This is a genomic window from Caballeronia sp. LZ003 (assembly GCF_031451465.1).
GTDB lineage: Bacteria > Pseudomonadota > Gammaproteobacteria > Burkholderiales > Burkholderiaceae > Caballeronia.
Genome location: NZ_JARUXJ010000289.1, coordinates 1 through 2,747 on the forward strand (window position 1 = coordinate 1; position 2,747 = coordinate 2,747).

The following is a 2,747-nucleotide window of genomic DNA, read 5'->3' on the forward strand; positions in this document are numbered from 1 at the left end:
AACCAGCGCACGCGCAACATTCCCGGCTTAGCGTAGGCCTTTTTATGGAGATGCTGCTATGACTCAAACCATCATTGGGATATTCGATAGTTTTCAAGATGCCGAGGTTGCACAGAGTCGCCTCGAAGCAGAAGGCGTCGCCCGTTCCGACATGAGCGTGCACGCGAACGATGCCGGTTCCACTCTTGGTGCCGAGACGGCCACGCGCGATGTGACGACAGGCGCTACCGGCGAGCAGCACGAAGGGGCGATGGGACGCATCGAACACTTCTTCAAAAACCTCTTTGGCGACGACGATCGTCCCGAGGAAGTCGGCCACTATCAAGAAGCGGTTCGTCGCGGCGGCGCGCTCTTGTCGGTGGACGTGCAGGACGAATCCGCAAGCGAGCGTGTTCGCGACTCGCTGTATGCGGCTGGCGCTGTTGATATTGACTCGCGCGTTGCTCAGTGGCGCGGTGCCGGCTACACCGGCTACGATCGGAGCGCTCCTGCCTACACCGCTGACCAGGTTGCGGCCGAACGACAGGCGTTTCCAGTTGTGCAGGAGTCGTTGGAAGTCGGCAAGCGTGTCGTCCAGACGGGCGGTGTACGAGTGTACTCACGGCTGACGGAGACGCCAGTCAGTGAGTCCGTATCGCTTCACGAAGAGCACGCAAGCATTGAACGGCGGGCGGTCGATCGGCCTGCAACTGCGGCAGACTTGAAGGAAGGGTTTGTCGAGATCAAGGAAACAGCGGAACAGCCCGTCGTTGCGAAGACAGCGCGCGTGGTCGAGGAAGTGGTTGTCGGTAAAGAGGCATCAAATCGAACCGAGACCGTCAACGACACAGTGCGTGGGACTGAGGTAGAGGTCGAACGAACCGCGGGCCTTGAAGGCACGTCGACGACTACTTCTGATACCAAGAAAACACCGCTTTAACCTTGATGAGCCGGCTTGCTTCGTCCTGCACAGGCAGCCGGCCGGCGACTCAACTCTCGCGGGCGCATACCTAGCGACGCATGTTCCGTCTTAACGACGGAACAAGTTCCGTAACGAGTATGTCATCCAAGGAGTGAATATTCGCCCCAACACCGATCTCACCACATGCTTGGGCCCCAGGACAACGGTTGCGACCAAAATCACGGAAATCAGCTGTGCATAAGGCGACTGAAGAATCACCGGTCCCTGTTGAGCTGGACGTGGGCGCTCGCCGCGCCGGGCTTCGGCAATCGACGAGTTGATATGGTTGGCCGCGATCAATTCAGCCCGTGTCGCGCCCATTCGGACGAGGACCGTCTGTTGGGAGGTGCTAACGTCGTTTGCGCTCACTTCATCGACTCCTTAACTGCCGCGATATCTGCTTGCATTTCGGACCGAAGCGACCTGAATGGCGTTGTTGGTTTTTGTTTCCGCATCACGAGAAATGCGGCGATTGAAACAACCAGCCAAAGACCGGCGATTCCCCAAACGGAAGCAAGAAAGTAGGGCGTCTGCCAAGCGGTTGCGATAATTGCGAAACAAAGGAATGACAGCGTGAACAAGATTCCTATCGCAAGTGTTACCATTGCGATGAGCTCACGCATAACCTTGGCTTTGGCCTGTTGAAGTTCGCTGAGAAACAGCTCGCTGTAGTCCGCCACCCTCGCTGTACAGAACTGACCGACGTTGCGCCAACGCGTGATTTTAGAGTGGATCGACATATGGTTTCGCCCCTGTTCGGTGGCAAGGGGATGACGCCTTGCCGCCGCGCTGCTTGATGACTTTTATAAAGGATCAGTAGTTATCTTCGTCCCCGCGATATCTTGCCGTGTTGCGGCGGGGCGGCGCTGAGCTTGCACTCGCCCAGATTGCGCCCAATAAGAAACCTAGGCCGGCCACGATCGCAAGCGCGGTGAACGGGTTATCAGTTGTCTTATCGCGCACAATGTCGGCGGTGTCGGCGTACAGTTGTTGCGCCTTGCCGCCGAGTTCTTTCGCCTTCCCTGCGACCTGTGTTTCCGTGTCGGCCATTACTGAACCAACCGCATCCTGCACCTTACCGGTAATCTGCTGAACCGTTCCTTCCGCCTTATTCGTTTCCATGTTTCCTCCGCTAGTTGAACGGCGTGCAGCAAGCCTTTACGTTATTGTCTCCCACTCAGATCATGCCTTATGCGGCTAAGTGTTCAGTAAGTTAGGCACCTTCGCACAGGTGCAAGTTGTGTACCCGTAAAATGCTTTTCTTTGGCCTGGCCTCGCTTCCGCGCGAGTTCTCAAGGAGTGGTGAAAGCGGCTCGCCGTCGCACCCTTGTGATTGATGCACCAACCACGCGACTTACGCGACCGCTTCCGCTTCGTCGCCGCGATGCGCCGAGTATTTGGAAGTTTTGCCGATGCCCGGATTGAAGCAGTTGCACGGATCGAGCTTCTATAGAAATCCGCAAGTGCGGGCTTAGCTTCGTACAAGTGCCCCACGTTGGAGTTCAGCAGGATGTTCGGCACCGCGGACATCTGCCACTCGAGCATCTCGTGTTCGAGCGCCACGCAGTCGTGACCCTTCGCGACGATATAGTCCAGGTGAAACGCATGACATAGAAAGTTTCCGTAACACAGCTTGAGCATCACGGCCTGTTCGATTCCCCCGGCAAGCGCTCGAACCAGTTACGGTCGTTGCGTCGAAGCACAATATCCAGCGCGACGATATGTTCTACTTCACGGTAATGCACTGCGAGGTAACGCACCGCCGCGCTGGCCGCAGCGAACCGATGCAGAAACGCCTTGCGGCCTT

General features: G+C 57.0%; 3 protein-coding genes and 1 pseudogene. 1 reads left to right on the plus strand and 3 read right to left on the minus strand.

The window, feature by feature from the left end:
• Positions 1-58: 58 nt before the first annotated feature.
• Complete coding sequence (locus QCE79_RS39185; protein ID WP_309854591.1) at positions 59-919, plus strand: YsnF/AvaK domain-containing protein; 861 nt, start codon at positions 59-61, stop codon at positions 917-919.
• A 386-nt stretch (positions 920-1,305) separates the two neighbouring features.
• On the opposite strand, the gene QCE79_RS39190 is transcribed toward QCE79_RS39185, so the two are convergent.
• The 3 genes and pseudogenes from QCE79_RS39190 to QCE79_RS39720 all read right to left on the minus strand — a co-directional run bounded on the left by QCE79_RS39190 (position 1,306) and on the right by QCE79_RS39720 (position 2,700).
• A complete protein-coding gene (locus tag QCE79_RS39190) occupies positions 1,306-1,680 on the minus strand; it encodes a phage holin family protein (protein ID WP_309854594.1) in 375 nt (124 codons plus the stop codon).
• A gap of 73 nt (positions 1,681-1,753) precedes the next feature.
• Positions 1,754-2,062 carry a CsbD family protein gene (locus QCE79_RS39195; RefSeq protein WP_309854598.1) on the minus strand — a complete coding sequence of 103 codons (309 nt, stop codon included), beginning with the start codon at positions 2,060-2,062 and terminating at the stop codon, positions 1,754-1,756.
• A gap of 75 nt (positions 2,063-2,137) precedes the next feature.
• Positions 2,138-2,700 (minus strand): annotated as a pseudogene (locus tag QCE79_RS39720) (hypothetical protein).
• Between the last annotated feature and the right edge of the window lie 47 nt (positions 2,701-2,747).

Coding starts and splice junctions, on each gene's coding strand:
- QCE79_RS39190 (WP_309854594.1), bottom strand. CDS start 1,680: ATGTCGATCCACTCTAAAATCACGCGTTGGCGCAACGTCGGTCAGTTC.
- QCE79_RS39185 (WP_309854591.1), top strand. CDS start 59: ATGACTCAAACCATCATTGGGATATTCGATAGTTTTCAAGATGCCGAG.
- QCE79_RS39195 (WP_309854598.1), bottom strand. CDS start 2,062: ATGGAAACGAATAAGGCGGAAGGAACGGTTCAGCAGATTACCGGTAAG.